Origin of the sequence: Gimesia sp. (genome assembly GCF_040219335.1) — a bacterium.
GTDB lineage: Bacteria > Planctomycetota > Planctomycetia > Planctomycetales > Planctomycetaceae > Gimesia.
On sequence record NZ_JAVJSQ010000025.1, the window covers coordinates 36504 to 57153 of the forward strand.

General features: G+C 50.0%; 14 protein-coding genes. 6 read left to right on the top strand and 8 right to left on the bottom strand.

The genetic code is table 11. The features are described from left to right. The first annotated feature begins 93 nt into the window (after positions 1–93). From RID21_RS19695 to RID21_RS19705, 3 genes are all read left to right on the top strand, one after another. Entirely contained in the window at positions 94–348 is a 255-nt protein-coding gene (locus tag RID21_RS19695) for a hypothetical protein (protein WP_350191818.1), read from the top strand. 957 nt (positions 349–1305) lie between these two features. Further along, positions 1306–2331 (top strand): DUF1559 family PulG-like putative transporter, encoded by a 1026-nt coding sequence (locus RID21_RS19700; RefSeq protein WP_350191820.1) that lies wholly within the window; start codon positions 1306–1308, stop codon positions 2329–2331. 122 nt (positions 2332–2453) lie between these two features. Then, positions 2454–3206, top strand: coding sequence for a hypothetical protein (locus tag RID21_RS19705; RefSeq protein ID WP_350191822.1), 753 nt, complete (start codon positions 2454–2456; stop codon positions 3204–3206). A gap of 66 nt (positions 3207–3272) precedes the next feature. Here RID21_RS19705 and RID21_RS19710 read toward each other — a convergent pair whose 3' ends face one another. The 3 genes from RID21_RS19710 to RID21_RS19720 all read right to left on the bottom strand — a co-directional run bounded on the left by RID21_RS19710 (position 3273) and on the right by RID21_RS19720 (position 7426). After that, positions 3273–5414 (bottom strand): serine/threonine protein kinase, encoded by a 2142-nt coding sequence (locus RID21_RS19710; RefSeq protein ID WP_350191824.1) that lies wholly within the window; start codon positions 5412–5414, stop codon positions 3273–3275. Then, positions 5407–5997, bottom strand: coding sequence for an ECF-type sigma factor (locus tag RID21_RS19715; RefSeq protein ID WP_350191826.1), 591 nt, complete (start codon positions 5995–5997; stop codon positions 5407–5409). Before RID21_RS19715 ends, RID21_RS19710 begins: the two co-directional genes overlap by 8 nt. Before the next feature lie 454 nt (positions 5998–6451). Then, positions 6452–7426 (bottom strand): Gfo/Idh/MocA family protein, encoded by a 975-nt coding sequence (locus tag RID21_RS19720; RefSeq protein ID WP_350191828.1) that lies wholly within the window; start codon positions 7424–7426, stop codon positions 6452–6454. Between the two features lie 293 nt (positions 7427–7719). On the opposite strand from RID21_RS19720, the gene RID21_RS19725 reads away from it, so the two are divergent. Further along, a complete protein-coding gene (locus tag RID21_RS19725) occupies positions 7720–8847 on the top strand; it encodes an SGNH/GDSL hydrolase family protein (RefSeq protein ID WP_350191830.1) in 1128 nt (375 codons plus the stop codon). Between the two features lie 95 nt (positions 8848–8942). On the opposite strand, the gene RID21_RS19730 is transcribed toward RID21_RS19725, so the two are convergent. From RID21_RS19730 to RID21_RS19740, 3 genes are all read right to left on the bottom strand, one after another. Then, the gene (locus tag RID21_RS19730; protein ID WP_350191832.1) at positions 8943–11432 is read right to left on the bottom strand and encodes a DUF1592 domain-containing protein; all 2490 of its coding nucleotides are present in this window, start codon (positions 11430–11432) and stop codon (positions 8943–8945) included. Between the two features lie 32 nt (positions 11433–11464). Continuing rightward, positions 11465–12748 carry a DUF1552 domain-containing protein gene (locus tag RID21_RS19735; RefSeq protein WP_350191910.1) on the bottom strand — a complete coding sequence of 428 codons (1284 nt, stop codon included), beginning with the start codon at positions 12746–12748 and terminating at the stop codon, positions 11465–11467. A 327-nt stretch (positions 12749–13075) separates the two neighbouring features. After that, positions 13076–13522, bottom strand: coding sequence for a hypothetical protein (locus RID21_RS19740; protein ID WP_350191834.1), 447 nt, complete (start codon positions 13520–13522; stop codon positions 13076–13078). Between the two features lie 655 nt (positions 13523–14177). Here RID21_RS19740 and RID21_RS19745 point away from each other — a divergent pair. Both RID21_RS19745 and RID21_RS19750 read left to right on the top strand, forming a co-directional pair. Further along, positions 14178–16205, top strand: coding sequence for a protein kinase domain-containing protein (locus RID21_RS19745; RefSeq protein WP_350191836.1), 2028 nt, complete (start codon positions 14178–14180; stop codon positions 16203–16205). Positions 16206–16279: 74 nt separating this feature from the next. Next, positions 16280–17740, top strand: a complete 1461-nt coding sequence (locus RID21_RS19750; protein ID WP_350191838.1) for a glycosyltransferase family 2 protein — start codon at positions 16280–16282, stop codon at positions 17738–17740. A 155-nt stretch (positions 17741–17895) separates the two neighbouring features. On the opposite strand, the gene RID21_RS19755 is transcribed toward RID21_RS19750, so the two are convergent. Further along, on the bottom strand, positions 17896–19560 hold the full coding sequence (locus RID21_RS19755) for an NAD(P)-binding domain-containing protein (RefSeq protein ID WP_350191840.1): 1665 nt from the start codon (positions 19558–19560) through the stop codon (positions 17896–17898). Then, complete coding sequence (locus RID21_RS19760; protein ID WP_350191842.1) at positions 19557–20645, bottom strand: 3-oxoacyl-[acyl-carrier-protein] synthase III C-terminal domain-containing protein; 1089 nt, start codon at positions 20643–20645, stop codon at positions 19557–19559. The genes RID21_RS19755 and RID21_RS19760 overlap by 4 nt, the downstream gene beginning before the upstream one ends. Positions 20646–20650 lie beyond the last annotated feature (5 nt).

Consider the following 20650-nt stretch of genomic DNA (forward strand, 5'->3'; position numbering starts at 1 on the left):
TTTAGAATACGTTTCAATTCGTTTGCGTGAATGAAATCTTTATTATACTGGAGCTCAAACAGGTAACATCACTTTTATCAAATGGTCGTCGCGATGAGTAAGTCTTATTATCAAGTTCTATTGGTTGAATTGAGTACGGGAATCATATTAGATAGACAGCAAGAATATCAGCAGGGAAACGATGATGATTCCCGCTATTATTTTGAAACCTGGCAAGAAGCATTCGCATTTTCTCAAGAGATGACAGCCAAGACACCAGAGATTGAATGCCTGATCCTGAATGAGGATAATGAGTTCGTGCACGTCGAACGCAATCAGCGGGGTTATAGTAAGAGAAAAGAGCCCTAACCCCTGTTATTCATTTCTTGAGTGCCTGATTCTGTTCCAGACTTCTAATTCTGTTCCCTGGTCAACGGTGAAGTATTGCGCTGCTGTTCGTACTATTCAGCTGTTGGATTTTCAGCTTGGGTGGTGCGTCCCTTTGCCTAAAATGGCTCGTTTGATCTGGCTGTTTCTCAATCTGGGATCTTTGATCGGGGGGCGGTTCTTAAATTGAACGGTTCCTGCCATAGTCGTTTCAACCGGGCTTAGGCCCTGCGGCTTATTGGTCTGACTGGCTCATCTGCTTTAAAGAGATCTGTCGGCTGTCAGGTTTACTTCTTGAGTGATGGTGAGAATTATGTGAAACGGCGCGGGGGCGTCAAGGGGACTGCCGGCGTTGAGTTCAGTGTGAGGTTCACTGAGTTGCTGGTGAGATGCATTTGAAATGCTCTGAAAGTGCTCCGAAATGATTTGAAATTCTACGAGACATAGGGAACCGGTGCTGTCTGTTCCGGTGAAAAACCGGAAAAATCGACGGTGATTCAGGTGATCCTGGGGCGCTGGTTCGTGATGTTCCCGTGCTCGGATCATCCGCCTCGCGCGCGAAGCACAATTTCACAACTTTATGATTCGGGGAGTGCCGATCAAGTTCAAGCTATTCAGTTTTGGAGACAGAAGTGCGCTGGATAAATGGGAGGGGGTTGGTGTCAAACCGTAACCAGAAAGTGAGAAAGAGGCAGGGAGTATCAGAAATTTATGAAAACCTGTTTTCCTGCTGATCGGTCAGCGAACTGTTTTTCGGTACTTCAGATGGGGCAGAGACGATCGCGCGCTGGTGCAAGTCTTTCAAGCTGAGTGCTGCATGAGTCTGGAAAGCTCTATATGGATAGCCAGTAAATCTTGTGAGTAAGTTCTTGTTATTCCGACTTAAACATTACATAATGATCTTGAGGTGCAAAAACGTTCATACAAAGGGCCAAAAAAATGTTACGCACACCTGATCAAAGACGTGGATTTACACTGATTGAACTACTGGTATCTATCTCTATTATCGCTGTACTGATAGCACTTCTGCTACCAGCAGTTCAGCAGGCGCGGGAGGCCGCCCGGCGTTCCCAGTGCAAAAACAATCTCAGGCAGGTCGGTCTGGCGCTGCAGAATTATCACAGCGACTACCTGGTATTTCCGCTGGGGGTCCGGAATCAGTACCTTGGTTTCGGGTCGAGCTGGTGGGTGGGGCTGCTGCCTTATCTGGAGTATGGCACTCTTTACAACAAGTATAATCACGATGTCGCCAGCTGCGGGTTCACGCCTTTGAATCCGGCGCTGGTGGCGGATGTCAGTATGCCGGTCATGCTGTGTCCGTCCAGTCCGCTGGAGGCTCGCGTCAATGGTGCGCTGCTACCCGGGGTGAATATGACAATGCCGCACTACGCGGGAATTACCGGGGCGACGAATACCGGCACGGTGACGGGCGATCAACTTCACTTTGCGGATGATCTGTTTCCTTCCACGGATAATTCACTCTGTTGTCTGCCCCACCTGGATGGGCGAGTTGCTGCGGGGGGCGTGCTGATTCCCAATCGAACCATCGCGATTCGTGATATCACTGACGGTTCATCGAATACGATTGTGGTGGGAGAGATCTCCAGCTCGGTGCTGAAGTCGGGGGTGAGTCTGCGTGTCGACGCGGGGAATCCGAGTGGCTGGGCCGCGGGAACGGTGAGTGTGGGGACGCCTCCCCAATTGCTGGGACCAGGCGGTTTCACGCCGGCGTTTCCGGTGTTCAACCTGACAACGGTGCGTTATCCGATTGGAACAAAGGATGGCGGACTGCCGGGGATTCATACGGACGGAGGGCCTAATAATCCATTGATTTCAGCACATAGTGGCGGCACACAGTGTCTGTTGACGGACGGTTCTGTGAGATTTCTGAGCGAAAACATGAATCTGGAAACATTGAAAAATCTATGTACCCGCAACGACGGGAAGGTTCTCGGAGAATATTAACAGTAAGGGAGGTGATCTTAGAGCGAAAACGGAAGTAGCGATTCAGATTAACTTTGAAGCAAACTGTTTTTTACTCAGAATCCTGTAGCATCACAATGAAAGGGCCAACTGTGAAGAACCGAATGAAACTGACTTTGTTAATGGGGACTTGTTTTCTGCTCTGCTGTCTGGCGGGAAAGACGAATACGAGCGAGGCTGCTGAAAAAAAAACAAAGAAAGAGACCCCACTGCTGACGACCTGTGTATGTAACCAGGTTCCATTGGGGCCTGTGGGAACGAACCTCTGGGCGTGGATGGCTTATCGTTATCAGTATGAAGACGACTGTGCGGCTGCCACTGCTGTCTCGATTATTAATTACGCTCCTTTAGACAGCTACCCGGAAACGTTATGCGTCGGGTCAGGGGCCTGCGGCGATACGTGTTCACAGGCGAGAAAGGATAAGCAAAAGAAATCGAAAGGGACCGAGCCTGCTTTCCGGCATTACATGCATCCTCTGCCTGCACGTCCGTCTGCACGGCTTGATTTGTATCCTCCTGAAACGGATTTTCATTACGAAGTTGTCAGTACGCGTTTTATGCAGTTTGGAACAGCAGCGCCAGATTTAAAGTGTGCCAAGTTATTTTTAATCTGCCTATCCAAATCAGAAAACCCAACAGATCAGTCTGATGCGATCTATTTCTGGTATGGTTTTGAAGTAGAAAAATTTGATAAATCCCAGGATAAAACGTCTATCAAATTGCCTTTTGGTTATTGTGAAAGGAGAGCCCCCTATCACATCGAGGATCGATCAGGTGGCTGGAGTGCAGGGGTGTGCCGCGAGTTTTCCCTGATCAATTATGGAGGTTCGCAGTATCTGATTCGCTTCAATCATTGAGAATGAGAACTGAATAATGAAATAGAGCAACTGTTGTTCGAACAAAAACAGCCCGCAAATAGCAACCTATTTTGTGGGCTGTTTTCTCTTCAACTGCTGTGATGCTGGACGCACAAGACGAAATCCAATCTTTTCCGGTTGTAAATAGCGGATTGCGGTTTGAATAGAGTAGCTTTTCTGATTCTTTAACTCGTAGTTGCCCTCAGCTTGATTATGATTCTGATTTCGGGAGATTGTCAAACCGATAAAATCGGGCGTACGGAACTCCGGATTCAAATCCAATGCTGCTTTTGATGTTTCTATTTGCTCTGGAGTTGCCAGTGAGGATGTCCATTCTTTGCCTGAATTAAGAAAATTATCTAACGCAGGCTGCAGAGGGAGAGAATCAACGATGTGCTTGAATTCGTCGGCTGTCATAAGCCGTCCCCCCGCCTCCTCGGCAAAGTGTATGGCGAAATCCTGTCCTTCCGGGTAATAAGGAGCGTCGAGCGGGGCGTGTCTGGCGGGATCAGCGTCACTTGCGTCTGGACGAAGAGTTAAATAGTCGTGATTTGTGAAGCATCTGGTGGAGACGTAAAGATCAGGGATATCAATCTGATTGCCTTTGATCAAAACCATCTCATCCAACACACTTTGCGTAGGAATGATGATTTCAGGCCATTCGAGTGTGTTGGCTTGAGTTTTATTCCAGAATCTGTTTTTGGTACTTCCGATGGGAATCTCCGCTCCTCGAGGAGGGACTTTACGGAAGACTTGCTGAAACCGGGGCGTTCCTTCGAGCATCGCAACTACATAGTATTCTCCTGGTGCGAGACGGAGATCGGTGGGAGTTGTCCCGTCGGCTACGAATTCGATGCTGGGATCGGGTTCTCCGGAGATGGAGTCACGAGGATAGACGATGATGCGTGTTCCCGGTGGTTCGGTCTGGACATTTACCTGCCATTTGCCATCATCATGCATGACGATCATGGCGGTTGAGCTGCTCAGCAAAAGTACGCAGGTTGTGAGCAGGGACGCGCTCAATAACCGGTTTCGCTTTGCCCAGCGCCACAGTTTCTCATGCAGCGAGAGCCGACGCGCAGTGATGGGTTTTCCTTCGATAAACCGCTGCAGGTCCTCAGCCAGCTCATCAGCGGTGTCGTAGCGATCTCCCGCGAGTTTACTTAAGGATTTCAGACAGATCGTCTCCAGGTCACGGGGGATGCTGGCATTCCATTTGTGTGGGGGAACCGGTTCGGTGTGCAGGATCTGTGAAATCATTTCCTGACAGGAATTTCCCTTAAAAGGGACCCGGTTCGTCAGCAGTTCATACAGAATCACTCCCAAGGAGTAGATATCGGCACGTCCATCGACGGTGGATGCTTTGCCGTCTGCCTGTTCGGGGCTCATGTAGGCAAAGGTTCCCATAATCGCACCGGTTACGGCGATTGTAGATTCGACATCAGAGCGTTTGGCGAGCCCAAAATCGGTGATGCGCAGCTGGTCGTCATCAGTGACCAGGACGTTATTCGGTTTGAGATCCCGGTGGATCACGGACTGCTGGTGCGCGGCATCAAGGGCGTTGGCCAGGTCACGACAGATGCTCGCGGCTTTGATGAAGTCGACTTCGTGGTGTCTGGTCCATTCGCGAAGGGTGGAGCCATCGACAAATTCTGTGACCAGTACGAGAGTTCCATCAATTTCCTCGAAGTCATGGATGGATACGATTCCGGGGTGGGAAAGTCGGGCGGCGGAGCGGGCTTCCCGGGAGAAACGTTTCCGTTCGACAGCCGAGAGTGACTTTTTTCGAGGCAGCTTGAGGGCGACGGTCCGCTGGAGTTCTTCATCCCACGCTTTCCAGACCAGCCCGAAGGCGCCTCGACCGACGATTTTTTCAAGACGATAGCGGCCGAGTCGACGTACCTGCCGAAATGAATCGGCGAGTTGGGAGGTGAAGTCCTGCAGGATTTCGCTGTATTGGGGAAAGCGGGATTGATAGTCATCCAGGGAGAGCAGGTTCCCGTTCATCCTGCGATAGTGGATATCCAGTCGGAGTAATTCGGCGAAGACAATAGACTGGGTCTTACCGGAAGTCTCTTTGAGGAAACTTTCGATTTCGGGGGATTGTCCCTGTTTCCAGGATGATTCGAAGCTGTCACAGATGCGATCAATGGTATAGGCTGCCGCCATTAGATCATCATCTGCAGGATCATAGGGGGGATTATTCATGACTCCATGCTTTTCGGATCAGCCGTACCTTTCTCGTTACAGTGGCGGGGGAGATTTCCAACAGATCACTGATTTCCTCATGTGTGTAACCCTGTATCTTATAAACCGCAATTTTCTTCAAAACATCATCAGAAAGTTTATTTAAGACGCGCTGATATTCTTCTTCCATGATGGCAAAGTATTCGGGGGACTGGTTGGTGGACACGTAAGCCTGGAAGTTTTCAATGGAATTGATCGAGACCGGCAGTTTTCCCTCTGGTGAGGTGCGTTTCTGGGCGGTTTCCCGGCGGATGTGGCTGACTGCTTTTCGTTGGGTCATGGCAATCAGCAGCCACCATAATTCATCCCGGTTCTGGACTGAATCAAATCGACCGCGTTGTGAAGCCGCCCAGACACTTTCGAAGACGGAAAGCACGATATCTTCGGCGTCCAGGGTGGCTGTCGGAAAGGTGTTGACCCGGGTCTGTGCATAGCGAATCAGTTTCTCATAAAACTCGTCCCAGATTTCCTGGACGGCATCCTTCTGATCGTTTCCCAGGGTACTCAGCCAGCTGGAGACCGGGGTGTCTTCGTCGTATTCCATGTCAGTTTTCTAAATTGCAGATGGTTTAGAATAACAGGGCCCACTTTAGATGTTAGTCGTCCATGACCGATTCAGTATACCATTTTGTTTATGTGTAATCTCCCCAGAACTGAAAGATTCGTCGTTTGCTGAAACCTGTCGGAAATCTATTTCAGAGACGGTAATACATGGCAGGAGAAACTTGGGAAATTTCTGCAAAGTACGAATTAAGTGATTCGCAAAACTACGATTACGCGGTTTCAGGAATAGCGATTATCTGACTCCGATTCGCTGGAATCGGTATGGAGATCAGTCAGTGACTTTGATCAGCCGAATCGGGCCAAATTGGTTGATCATTCGTAGTCAGGCAGGGATGCCATTTTCGCTGGACGCTTTCGATTCCAGCGTAGTTTATCGGGTGAAATCGTTGAGGGGGCAGTTTCTGATTATGAAAGATGTAACGTAATTAAGCTGATCAGGCAAACGCGTTCAGTTTCTCCATCCAGCGTTGTACCTGCATGGCATCCGAATAAGTCGCTCCAGCCGGGACCGCTTCTGTGTTTCGCACGACCCGACAGAAGCAACGTAGCTCTTCAGCCATCATGCCGCTGGGGGGATTGGCACGCACTTCCAATGCCAGGGGCCAGGCAGCTGCATTGTCCCAGACTGAGATCGGACGTGGATTTGGTTCGATGCGTGCAGACCAGCCCTCACCGAATACTTCAGTTCGATCAAAACCGCGTGGCGGCATTCCCGCAGGCGTTAAATAGGAAGCCGCAAACGAGGCCACCGGACCTCCGTTCCACTGGAGTTGTGCGACGGCCAGATCGATATCGCCATTTTCTGTCCGATGGAACAGGGCACTGAAGTGATCTGGTTCTGCACAATCGAGAAGTACCTGTGTTGAATACAGGTCATGCACCATCGCAGCCTGTAACGGGTTTTCGCCTGGGAAATCCTGCACGATACTCGCCGGTCGATGGCGTACACAGTCGATGTAGGAAATCGGACCACGTTTGCGGGCTACTTCTCGCAACTCCTGAAATTCGCTGTTGAACAGCAGGATGTGTCCCAGCATCAGATTACTGGAATCGGGGCGGACCAGTGGGGCGAGACTTTCCGCTTCTTCCAGCGTCTCTGAAATCGGCTTTTCCAGCAGTACGACTTTCCCATGTTCGAGCAGTTCTCTGGTGACCGCCACGTGAGATTCTGTCGTGCAGGCGACCACCCAGGCCTCTGCGTCAGACTCTTCAATCGCCTGTGTCAGATTGGTCCACCCTGGCACATCGGGAAGTTCTTTACGCAGGGTATCGAGACTTTCCTGGCGTCGTGCTACCACCGCTGCCAGCTCAGCCTCTGCCAATCCTGCTAATGTCAATGCATGTAATCGTCCGAAACGTCCCAGACCAATGACACCTGTTTTTACGGGTTTAAAACTCTTCGCAGCCATCGGGGTTCCTTAACTATTCCAGATCTGTTGTCCGCACTGAGACGCGTAATTTGCAGACACATTCATCATATCTGAAGTAGAATTTCCCCATCAAGGCATCAGCCAGAGATGATCATCAGAACGGATACTTTCGGTTGTCGACAGGAATCCGTGAGCAGAAAATACGAGAAAAAACACCGGACGCTGGACTTGAAGGGGGGGAGCGATGGTACGATAAGAATTGTATTTTGCCTGAATCGGTTTCAGGCTCAACATGAACGGGAATTCCCGACTTTTATCAGATTGAGTGACTCGTGCAGAAAATTAAATCCCCCCGACTTCTGATCCAGCTGATTCTTCTTCTGCTGCTTGCAGTGTCTCCCGCATCGGCTGCTGAAAAAACACAATCTCTTCAGCTGACGCTGCCGCCCATGTTTTATGCGGTACCCGGCGTGGAGATGAGTATCTATTTCGACAATATCGTGCTGACCGAAACTCCCGAAAAATATCGCTTTGAAGTCGATTGTGAAATCGGTACTGCCGAGCAGAATCGCTGGTCCGTTACACCGACAGAGTCGAACGTCGGACAATATTCTCTTTCGGTCAGAGTGACAGACGCCGACGGAGCGAACCTGGGGACTGCGAATACAGTTCTGCAAGTTTCAAAGCCGGATGCGGGAGCCAATCGTGACACCTGTCGGTTGTTGATTATCGGCGACAGCCTGACAAATGCGACTACCTACTCCAACGAGATCGCCCGATTGCTCTCGACTCCCGGCAATCCTAAATGGCAAATGCTGGGAACACACAAACCGAGGTCCGCCGCTGCGGGAGTCGCCCACGAAGGTTACGGCGGTTGGACCTGGCAGCGGTTTGTTTCACAATATGAGCCGAAACCCGATGGAACCAATCGCAAACGCAGTAGTCCGTTCGTCTACCTCGGAAAAGATGGTAAACCTGGCCTCGATTTACCACGTTACTTCAAAGAAGAGTGTAATGATCAAAAACCAGATTATGTGATCATTATGCTGGGCATCAACGATTGTTTTTCAGCGAAACAGGATGCCATTGATGAAAAGATCGATGGCATGTTCACGCAGGCTGATATCCTGATCAAAGCCCTGCAGGCAGCGGCGCCGCAGGCGGAAGTGGGAATCTGCTTGACTACGCCGGGGAATTCACGGCAGGAAGCATTTTATGCCAACTATAAAGATCGCTACAGCCGCTGGGGGTGGAAGAAGATTCAACACAGGCTGGTGCAGCGTCAAATTGAAAAATTTAAAGGTCGCGAAAATGAGAACCTGTTCATCGTTCCGACGGAGCTAAACCTCGATATCGTGGATGGCTACCCGGTCAATAACGGTGTGCACCCCAACAAGGTTGGTTACCAGCAACTCGGGGCGAGCATTTATGCGTGGTTGAAGTATCGAATGGAGGAGTGAGGACATTACCGATTCGTCAAAACCACAGATAACCCAATTCTGTATCTCCAGATTCAAAACTTGGGTAACAAGTGAACGCTGAGTCTTGAAGCGATTTAACGTGAGCGAAAGATGCGGGAAGTCATGACTTCGATCACGATGGTCTCTAAGCCGTAGTCTTCGGTTTTGACACGCTTCAAGATGTCTTCAATCTCGTACTGGTCTGACCGTTCCATCTGCCGTCCGGTTGAGTAGGTGAGCAGCTTTTCGATCAGACAGTGGGTAAATTTATCAAGACGGTTTTCGAGCAGGACCTGTTTAAAGCTCTCGAAGTCTTTGAATGATTCACCGGAAGGCAGTTTACCCGTTGGATCGACCTTGGGGCCGCTCCCTTTTCCTCTCGGATGAGGATACTTTTCCCGCCAGCGGCCGATCGGGTCGAATGATTCCAGTGCGTGCCCGTGGGGATCGATATTACGATGACAGACGTAACACGTCTGATCCTGGCTGTGTTTGAGCAGTCGCTCACGAATGGTCGTGGCTCCGCTGACATCAGCCTCAATAGCAGGCACTTCATCTGGCGGAGGTGGTGGTGGAGATCCGAGCAGATTTTCAAGGACATACACACCACGAGTAACCGGTGATGTATCAACACCGTTGGCGCTGACGGTCAGCACGCCAGCCATGCCCAGCACCCCCCCACGGTGTCTGGTACCGGAAAGGCTGACACGCTGAAAACCATTTTTCAGTCGCATTTTGTCTTTCTCAGGTAACTGATAGAGGTGGGCCAGTTTCTTGTCAACAAAGGTATAATCTGCATCCAGGAAATTCTTGACCGATCCGTTTTCATCCAGCAGGGAGCGGAAAAACAGACGCGCTTCCTGTTTCATCGATTCCGGCAGGTTCTGAGCATAATATTCCCAGGCGGCTCTGCGTGGTGGAGGCTGGTCGCCCATGGCACGCAGATTGAGCCAGCTGTCCAGAAATCCATTCACGAATTCATCCGAACGGGGATCTTTCAACAGACGTCGAATCTGTTTCTGTAGTTCTTCTTTGTTCTTCAGTTGACCCGATGCGGCCGCGGCGAACAATTCTGCATCAGGCGGTGCCGTCCAGAGTGCATAGGAAAGACGCGACGCCAGATCATACGGGTGTAATTCGAGTTCTTCCTCGGGAGTAATCTCACTGAGGTATAAAAACGAGGGCGAGCAGAGTATCAGCTTGACGGTATCGAGGGCTGCCTGACGTGGGGGCGCCTGCTCGGACAGTCGTTTTTCGTAAAGAGTTTTGATTCGTTGTTGATCGGATTCGTTCAGCGGACGCCGATAGGCCTTTTTCGCAAAGCGATACAGTTGATCCAGGGCATGGGCTTCCTGGAATCCCTGTTTCCCGAATACGGCGAGTTCTTCTTTACTGCCTCCCGGTTCCGGGAGCGGACCATTGATTTTGATTTCGCTGATCCTGATGTGAGGCAGCTCTCCTTCGCGAAGCAGAGCACTTCGTCTGACACCTGTCTCAGGATTCTTAAATTCGTCTTTGTAGCGTTTATTGAGCGTAATGACGGATGCCCGCGACTCGTAAGGTCCGTTTGGAAAAATGAATCGGGGTGTCTGCCCGGCTTCCAGCCAGACGCGAAACTTTAGCCACTCAGGTTTGTCATCCGGAACCACGGTGCTGGCCAGGATCGGTTCGATGGCCTGGGGGTAATGGATATGCCCTTTCTTCACATCACCCGTCACAACAGCCAGTTGAAACGGTTCCGAAAAGTCGATGCGGAAAATCTTGGGATCGTAATGGGTGTCACGGTGCAGCGCCTGGGCCTTAACCTGGATGTCATATAGACCGGAGACCGGTACTCCATCCAGAAAATCTTCAATGTGTCCATAGCCACCCTGACGTGTGTCGGTATTGGGTTGCTCGTAGAGACAGAGATATCGGTATTTGAACACACTGCGGTGTGCCCCCGACAGTTCTTCGTACTGTTTGAAATTGTCCTTAAAGTGCCAGGACTTCGGTTTCATCTCGGGTTTTCCCAGACGGGCCTCTACCAGCCGGGAGGCTGCCTGGAAATACTGATCCAGCAGAAATCCGGACGTCACCAGCGACTCGCCGATGTTGTCCATGTGCTGGCTGGTCTCTTCTTTCGGAAAGTCCGCTGTTAATCCCAGCGTGTCGACCCGCCGGTCAAACAGAGTTGCCAGGGTGTTTTCATATTCCCGATTGGAAAGGCGACGCATGATGGTGCGTGATCCGGTACTTTCGAACTGGCTCCGTGCTTCCTGAATGCTGTCGCGTAAGGCACCGATTAAAGCGAGTCGTTCTTCGTCGGTTGGCTGGACCGATTCTTCAGGAGGCATTTTTCGCAGCGTGACCTGATCGATGATGCTATCCGCGGTAATCAGCTGCTGTTCCGATTTGAGCGGCAGGGAAAATGTTTCGAACTCGCGCTCACCATCAGCGGTTGCGACGTCATGGCAATCAAGACAGTATTTTTTCAACAGTCGGGTGACGGTCGGGGCATGCTTGTGTTGCGGCTCTGCTGCAGAGCAGGGAGCCAGCCATGAAAGACAGCATACGAAACCGCAAACGGCGCGAAATACGCTCATGCTGAAAATCTCATTGAACCGCGTATTCATCTTCAGGAGAACCTTCCGGTACTCGTTCCAAATACTTCCTTCTCCACACCCATTCGCTGAGCGATATCCACGAAGAGATTGCACAACGGAACTTTGCCCGGGCCTTTCGCGGGGGCCTGCTTGAATTCACCAGTTCCATACCCGCCCCCCGCCAGAATAATGGGGAGGTCTGAGTTGGTGTGTGAATTAGCATTCCCCATACCGCTGCCAAACAGGACCGCGGTTGAATCAAGCAGGGTCTGCTCGCCGTCAGAGATCCCAGCCAGTCGCGACAGGAATTTACCAAACTGTTCGATCTGATAGAGTTCAAGTGTGACCAGATCTGCGATGGACTCTTCATTATTACCATGATGTGAAAGACCATGGTAAGACTTATTGATGCCCAGGTGTTGTGGCAAAAAGCTGCCGCCGATTTCCAGCGTAGCGATCCGAGTGGAATCGGTCTGTAACGCCAGCGCGATTAACTCATAGAGCATCGGCAGATCTTCCACGGTGTTCTTATCAGCCGGTTTGTCAAAGGGGGCTTTCGGTTTAGGCTGATCGGACCAGACCTGGCGGAGCTTCAAGCGTTTTTCGACATCGCGAATGGAGCTGAAATACTCGTCGAGCTTCGCCTTGTCTTCGCTGTTAACTCGTTTTGAAAGTGAACGGGCTTCGTCGTGAATCGAATCAAGGATCGAGGCCTGTAGTGAGTTCTCTTTCACTTTACGAGCCTGGACCTGTTTTGAATCTGCGACAAACAGACGGTCAAACAGCTCGGCAGGCCCCGTGATCGGCGGAACGCGAACGCCTGACTTCGTCCATGAAAGCTGGCAACCACCATGGATGCCACCCTCAGAACCAACCGTGAGTGACGGAAACCGTGTCTGGTTTCCGATTTCATCTGCGATAAACTGGTCAATGGTGACGTTACCGTCGGTACGGTTCTTGGACTCGTGATGGAGCAGACCAGACAGGAAGGTGTGCACGGCAAAGTGACCGCCGCGAAGTCCATGATCGAGTCCGCGATAGATGGTCAGCTGATCGCGATTTGCAGCCAGAGGTTTGAGCAGCTTTGTTTCTTCAAAGTCTTTGCCGGTTTTCTCTGGGAAAAAATGTTTCAGTTGAAAACCAAGTAAATTACCCACCGCGACAAACCGTTGGGCACCCGCACCGGCTCCCCGGTCCTCAGAAATCGCTGAGTTCCCTGCGAGGGTGCTACTCATCAGAGAGGGCAACCCTGGTAAAGCGATCGATCCGGCAATGGAGCGAATCATGAATCGACGGCGATTGATTTTATTCTTCATGCTGGGAGTCAATCCAATAACTAAGGGAGGCAATACGAAGGAAGGCATTCAACTCTCTCGAAAGCCATAAGGTTCGAAAATGGTTTCGATGAGCAGCTAAGAGCGTTTTTCATGACGCATGGAGCAGGGCCAGGGGCCTGAACCTGTTCATACTATTTTACCCGACAAAGGGACGTAATGCCATGTATCTTTACGACTAGATCCCCATTAATTTGCCTGATCCCGGGGGTGGAGCATGGCTCAGTTTAGGGTCTTTGCCAGTCAGGGAGAATGGTTAAACAGTGTGGCGACAGGGGATTTCGTTTCTTGCCCTGGTAAGAAATCCTGTCAGGATTCCACGTTCATCTTCCGTTCGACGGCCCAGAATTCATCGATCGATTGGATCGGTTGAGTCTCGTATTTCCCGGGTAACAGGATTACCTTGCGACCGGAATGCTGTGAGACAAGCAGGCTGACTTCATCCGGGGAAATCTGATCGGGGGGAATTGAAACCGACTTCAGTTCTACATCCTGGCTATTCTGGTCATCGATACCATACTCATGCGGAGGCAGATAAATGGTGCCGTTGATGAAATCAACAGCGAACGCGATCACCCCGGGGACAAAGAAAAACAGGAGGCCGATGGAATTCAGGCCCACGATTTTCCAGTCGAGCGGCCCCGCAGGCTGCCCTCTGCGTTCGGGATACAGAATGGTCCCACAACCTGTCAGAGAGCCTGTGAGAACAAGATTGATTCCAGACAATAGAAAACGGCGTCGAGATGGGCTAAGCAAAGCGAATGGTCTCCGAATGCTGTACTGCCGCTTGGCCCGGTGTGTGCAGACAGCGCATATCGTTGGTTAATTTGTAGAATCGAGGGGAAAAATCTGACGAGAATGAATGATCGGGTAGGGGCAGGAGAATACTCGATTCCGTGATCGGGGAAAAGATGGATTTTAAAGCAGCGCTTTTCAGTGAATCCTGCAGCTTAAATCCCTTATTCCGTGACCTGCTCATGTGGATATCACCTGATCTGAGTCTCTGAAGAAATTGATCAGCCGAAGTGTCGACTTACCCCGCAAGAAACGCAGTTATGTCGAGAGCTACGTAATAAAAATGCCTTTTTGATTGGGGGCACGAGATCTCCGATACGTCGTGACAAACAGTCAGTTTGAAGTTCCGTCCACTTCTCATCACTACGCTCTATCGCTTGGATTGTTCTTGTTGATTTCAACACAGGGATCGCAGCTGTCAGTGCGAATCAGACCGGAACTGTGATCCTGACTGCCCTCTATACGGGTGGGTTCACACTAAGTAGTGGGATTGGCTGCATGGGGTTTGATACTGAAAATCCAGTATCAAACTACAACAATTCTTGAATTGAGCATAGATTCGGGTAACATAATTGAATTCATATTCACTCTGAACATTTTTTTCATTCTGCCTTTTATGACATTATCCCGCAACCAATTTCTGTCACTACTGGATGAAAGCGGTATTTTTTCCGCTAAGGATGTCATTGCACTTCAAGAGACACAGGACGACTCTTCCGAAACCGCCCTGGATCTGGCAAAGACACTGGTCAAGAATAAGAAGCTCAATGAGTTTCAAATCAAGATGATCCTGCAACACAAAGGTGACCGGCTCGTGTTGGGCGACTATCTGATATTGCGCGAGATTGGTGCGGGGGGGATGGGGAAGGTCTATCTGGCAGAGCATCGCCGGATGAAGCGAAAGGTGGCACTGAAAACGCTTCCCACTAAAATTGCCCTGGATGAAGAATCGATTGGTCGGTTCCAGCGGGAAGTCCAGGCGGCGGCGAAATTGTCTCACCCCAATATCGTGACCGCGTATGACGCCGGGGAAGCCAAGGGGATCTCTTATTTTGTGATGGAGTATGTTGATGGAATCAATCTGTCAGACCTCATCAAAGAACATGGCGTCCTGCAGGTTGATGTCGCCGTTAACTATATCATCCAGGCGGCTAAGGGCCTGGGGTTTGCTCACTCCGAAGGAATTATTCATCGAGACATCAAGCCTGCCAACCTGTTGCTGGATCTGAAGGGCACTGTCAAAATCCTGGATATGGGGCTGGCACGAATCGACAATCTAGAGCCTAGTGAGGTGCCGGCCACGCAGCTGACAGAATCGGGAAGTGTGAAGGGGACACTCGACTATATGTCACCGGAGCAGGCTCAGAATACACACGCTGCGGATGCACGCTCTGATATTTATAGCCTTGGTTGTTCCCTTTACTATTTACTGACCAGCAGGGTGATGTATCCGGCTGATTCGTTTGTCAAAAAAATACTCGCTCACCTGGAACAGCCGATCCCCTCGATTCAAAAGCAGCGTCCTGAAGTACCTGACGAACTGGAAGCCATCTTTCATAAAATGGTTAGTAAGGAACCCGTTGAACGATATAATTCAACCGCGGAACTGATTGAAGCACTGGAAAGCATACCCTTTGATCAATCCTCGCAAACAGAACAGCCACAGCAGGAGCCGATTCAGATTCAGCCGGGCCCACGAAAAATTGTGCTGGATGAAGATCTCTCGACACTTTTTTCTCTCTACAAAGATGATGAGTGCTTTTCTGAGTATGGTCGTATCTGTCTTGATTCTACAGTCATGCAACCGAAAGCACGCTACCCATTTATGAGATGGTTGTTGCCCCTCGGCTTTCTGGCGCTGTTGTGGTGGGCATTCTCCAATCAGCATCTGTTTTTCAGTCCGCTCAAGAATCCGGCTAAAACTGCTACCGGTGCACCTGAAAAAGCCGTTTCAAATCCTGCGGACAAAAAAAGTACCAGTCCCGTCAATCCCGCAGATAATGACAGGGCAGCTGCGTCGAGGGCATTGGAATTAGGGGGAGTGGTTGAGATTTCAGTCGATGAAGAGCCGCAGGTCATCGAGCAAATATCTGATCTTCCCACCGGGAATTTTCAAACTAGAAAAATCCTGCTGCATGAAAATAAGCAGATTCTCGATGAAGACCTTAAGTGGTTCTGCTATTTGAAGAATCTTGAGACATTGGATCTCTATGATACGAACATTACCGATATGGGAATCTCACATCTGAAAGCACTGCCAGCGCTAAGCAAGATTGATCTGTACAATACAAAGACAGGTGATACGAGCCTGGAACAATTGAGCCAGTTTGGTACGTTGCGGTCAATTACGATGCAACACACAGCAGTATCGAGTGAAGGTTTAAAATACCTGTCAGGGCTCTCCAGTCTCGACTCTTTAAATCTGGGGAATACTGGGATAAATGATTCCGGCCTGACCCATCTGAAAAGCCTGGCAGGTCTTCAATGGTTACAATTATCTTTTACCAATGTGACGGATTCTGGTTTGCTGTATTTGCAGGATCTGAAGAGTCTGCGCGAACTGTATCTTACCGAAACCCAGGTTACCGATGATGGAAAAAATCTGCTGATGGAAGCGCTCCCCGAATGCAGCATAATGCAGTGACAGCTGGAAATAAACTGACGCATTAAATTCGATCTCTGAAACATGATTTACCGGCATTGAGAGGAATTGATTTGATGGTGGGCGGGCTGAAATTACCAGGAGAAAAAACGGGCAGGAATCCGAGCTTAGAAAAGTCTGTAAAGAAAAATCATTCCTGCAGTCGAGTCAGCATTATTATTGCGGCCCGCAATAACGAAAGATATCTGGCAGAAACCATCGAGTCTGCACTTCAGCAATCCATCCCGTGTGAAGTGATTTATTCGGACGACAACAGCATCGACGATTCCCTCGAACTGGCCCGGCAATATCAGTCGCAGGGGTTGACTGTTCTGGAGAGTCCTCGGCATCAGGGAGTCTGTGAAACGCGCAACCGTGGTGCCGCTGCATCTTCGGGGGACTACCTGGTATTTCTGGATGGCGATGACATCATGCCCGCCAATTATATCGAAGAACATTTAAAAGCGATGCGGGATGACACCCCCTTTGTCTATGGACCGGCTCAGGCGTTTGGTGATTTTTCCATCTTCTGGGATGCACCAGAGTGGGAAGGATCTGACATCTGGCGCAACAATTTTGTCAATACTTCGGCAATGTGGCGTCGGAAAGTCTTTGAAGTGGCGGGACGCTGGCGCGAAGGTATCAAAACCATGTGGGACTGGGATCTGGCGTTGCGAGGATCACGCCTGGGAGTTCCCCGACGCAGCAATGCGACGCTCAAATACCGTCAGCATGCGGCTTCCTGGTCGGCAAACAATCGAGAGAAAACCCATGATCAGCAGGAAGCGTTCATGCCGGAAGTACGAAAGCTGAATGCGCGCGTCGCTGTGGGATCGATCATCAGCGGTAGAATTCCCAAGTTGTTTCCCGCCTGGATATCTGCTGTTGCCCAGGCGACACGGCTGCTCGACAACTCCTCAAAACCCGAACTGGTTCTGCTTGATAACAGCAATGATCCCGATTTCCGTATCACGATCGAAAAAGAGGTGAGCCGCTACTGGTCCACTTTTCAGACGATCAAAATTATTCCATTGGAAGAACGCGTCTCTCACAACCATCAGAGCGAAGAGGAACGGCGAGACGCTGTGTCTCGCTTCATGGCCCATGCCTGTAATCAACTTCGCACGCACATGGACGGCGAAATTCATTGGATCATTGAAGACGATATCATGGTCCCTATTCAGGCGGGCGCCGATTTAATGCAGGCTCTTGTTTCAGGCTGGACACCTCCCAACGCGGTGTCTGGCTGTTATCACAATCGCCATATTCCCAAGTTGTATGTTGGCGGCTGGTGGAACGAAGATGCGCCCCACGAAATTAGGGATCTGCCTGCAGATCCGTTTCAAGTCGACTACGCAGGTACTGGCTGTTTAATGTACTGGGATTCCAGAACCCCGCGTTATTGGAGCAGCCATCACGCAGGCATTCCCGCACATGACTGGAACTGGTCAATGGAGTTAACCGGATCAGGGGGGCAGCTGTTGATGTTGCCTCAAGTCTGTTGCCAGCACGCCATTGACGATTCCAGTTTTGTCTGACAGAGGTGGCCAGGGATAGACCAGCTATTCCCGTAGTCAGATTACAAAATGCTTCGCTCCGTTTGAAAGAATCAGATCAGATTGGAAGCGTAAAGAGCCCCTGTCCCTTTAATCCCTTAATGATGTGGCGAACCTAAGAGAATGGCGACTGCGGTTTAGGGTTTTCGCTGGAACAATTTTCTAAAAGCTCGGTACACGAGGTCGAATGGCTTGATCAACAGCAGGATCAGGATTAACGACTTGGGCATATAGACAGGAGTGGAGCCAAACTCTTCTAATGCTGGCTTATCACGATAGTCGTAATGCAGTGTAGTAGCTGGAGTCAGCTGCATTCGATACCAGGCAGGCAATGAGCCGATGGAAGACAACGTGGGGAACGTATTCATCAATCTGGCTAACTGATCGCAATAAGGAAACATCTCCACCGGGTAAATGGACTCCAGTCTTAAGTGCTTAAAGCGAACTTTTCTGCTGATCGCATCTGCTCGATGCAGTGTCTCGATATCAGCAGGACGAGGAAATGTTTCGGCAATTAATCCGCAAATATAACGTGCCTGCACCTCACTGATGGATGGGATGTTCCCAATAATCGGACGTGCAAAACCGACAAGGTACAAATCCGGATAGGTTGCATGTACGCAGCCCAGGTAAAAGTCTGAAAGTTGAATCTGTCCTTCCGACAATTCACTCAGCCTCTCCTGGAACCCCACTGCCGGAACAACGAGTGTCGGCTCGATACGCTCCTCCTGATCGGAATCAAAACTGCGAAACACATTGAACTGATTATCATCAGGAGGTCCGACAATGGTGATTCTGCCTGCTCCGACCGCATCTAAAAAATCATCGCTCTTGTTGTGAAACATATTGAACAAGTCATCTTTTGCTGCTTTCGTAAGTTTAAAGGCCCACTCTTTTCGGATCTCACGTGCATTCTGATCTATTTCAGAGGACGATGAATCATCCATTTTTTTGGCAGGAAATAGACGGCGGAATGTCTCCTGGTAGCGGATTCGCAATTCGACGAAACGTTGGCCGATCCAGTTTCGAATATTTTCGTGAATCGATAGCATCAATCGATTTCTCAAAAAGTCCGATGGCACTCCGCGAATGGGATGATATCTGGGGCTGACTCGAATCCCCGACCTTAATGACAAAAAGACTTTATTATTCAGCTCAGGCTGCGCAAGTCGATTGGCATAATCAACGGCAGATTCTCCACCACCGATGACCACAATACGTTGAGCTGTTATATGCCCAAGGCCGTTGGGATGATTCAGTTCGGAAACAGGCAACATCTTGATTTGACAGTCTATTTGCACTGGCTGAGCAGTCAGTCCAGTACAGAGGATTACACAATCAAAATATTCTGTGCTTGATTCTGACGGTTCTTCCTTCAGGTCAGTAATCAATAATTCCCAGCCATCTCGATCAACATTGCGAGAAATCCTGTCCACGCGATGTTGTGTGAGGATATTTCCATGCAGAGAGAACTTTTCTGCAAATTGCTCCAGGTATTGACCATATTCATCATTCCGAAAAAATTCAGATCGACTGGTTCCACCATCCGGATTCACATTGGCATCAAAGGGAGCAAAGCATGAAAATTGCGTGGTGTATTTGGTGGAAGTCGACACGAAACCCGGGTAGGGATTTCCCCAGCACCCGATGATGCGATCCGACTTCTCATAACAGATGATCTCCCATTCGTTGAGAGATTCGAGAGCATTCTTGAGACTGATCAGACCGCTACTTCCACCACCAATGATGGCCAGTCTTTTCAGGTTCGTTTTCGCCTCTGGTTGTGGTTCGGTGCCAGTCATGGCTGCACCACAGTCAAACTGACAAGCACAAAATTGAATTGGCCCGACTCAGGAATGAACAACAAAATCCGGTCGCCATCTCGCAGCTCATTCTCTCTAAGGAACTGGTCCAGCATAATGTAGATGCTCGCGGAACCGGTATTTCCAGCGGTTGCAAGATTAGTCCAATAGGGAACCGGATTCTTGGGATTACTGGAATGAGAGGCGATGACACGTTCCATTTTACGACGAAAGAAATACGACGACATATGGGGCAAAATGGTAGAATAAGTGTCGAGAGAATCGCGATGTGTTTCGAGGGCGATCTCCAGGAATTTGGTTGCCAGCGGAACCAGGTAGCTCGATAACACAGAAAGATCCTGGCTCAGCAGTGCTGTGCGACCTTCCAGTTTCATGCATAGCGGAGCTTCATGGGCAAACGACATGGAGTGAGTCCAGTTGACTCGCAGAGATATTCGTTCTGAGTCAGGACGATCTTGCAGCAGAAAAGCCCCGGCGCCATCGGAGAGCATGAACCGCAAAAAAATGGACATAAACCAGCGGCTGTTTCGTAAATTATCGTGTTGAGATCGATCGTCGATCGGTTGAATCACACTGGATTTTAAAATTTCTGATGCGTGTTCTGCACCCACACAAAGAGCGGTACGATGATGGCCTGCAGCGATTGACCGGATTGCAGCAACCATGGCATTAGATGCTGATGAGCATATACCCGCATGCGAACTGATCTCGACGGGATAATCCAGAAAGCCATCTGTTCCCAGCCGATGGTGCAGGATCGATGCAAATCCAGGAGCCGCGAGTGGTGTGTAGGTAGTTCCGGCAGCAAGATACGTAATGGAATCAGCTGCTTTGTACTCACTCAGGCATTGCTGCGCGACCTTGGAGCCCAGTCCATAAACATCATGTGTTTTTTGTTGTGAGTGGTCCTGTGCATAATGACGGCGGACGATCCCGTTCATCGATAAGATTTTGGCTTTCGTCTCTGCTTCACCATCAAGCGATCCGATAAACCGCTCTATTTCGTCGTTTTCTACTGCAGGACCCGGGAGGTAAGAGGCTGTCCGTGTAATATAACAGGTCATAGATA